Below are 470 nucleotides of genomic sequence, written 5' to 3' on the forward strand. Positions count from 1 at the left end.
GATCAGAAAGGACTACGCGACGATACGTTGATCGTCATCACGGCCAAGCATGGTAACGGCCCGATCGACCCGTCCGTTCTACGCAAGATTACGACCGGCAAGCTTCAGCAGGCGGTGCAGGCGGCCGCGCCCGGTGCGCTGGCTCAGATCACCTACGACCATGGGGCATTGATTTGGCTCAAGGATCCGTCGGCTGCCGGCAAGATCGCCGCGGCCTTGCGCGCGCACGCCGAGGAACTGGGTATTCAGGACGTTCTGCACGGTACGCGTCTCGCCGGCATCTTCCCGCCGCCGCAGAAGGACAGCCGTACTCCCGATCTCGTCGTCGTGACGCGTGACGGTGTTATCTACACATCGCCGCACGACGGCAAACTCGCCGAGCACGGCGGGTTCCATGAGGACGACACGAGCGTTGCGCTGATTTTGTCGAGCCCGAAGCTGGGCCACGGCCGCCTCGTGCGGTATCCGGT

1 protein-coding gene is annotated in these 470 nt (G+C 63.8%); it reads left to right on the plus strand.

Annotated features, from left to right (window positions below; all coding sequences use genetic code 11):
* A partial coding sequence (locus BTA35_RS16645; protein ID WP_139363708.1) for an alkaline phosphatase family protein occupies window positions 1–470 on the plus strand: 470 nt, incomplete at both ends.

Origin of the sequence: Oceanospirillum linum (assembly GCF_001995095.2) — a bacterium.
GTDB lineage: Bacteria > Pseudomonadota > Gammaproteobacteria > Pseudomonadales > Halomonadaceae > Oceanospirillum > Oceanospirillum linum.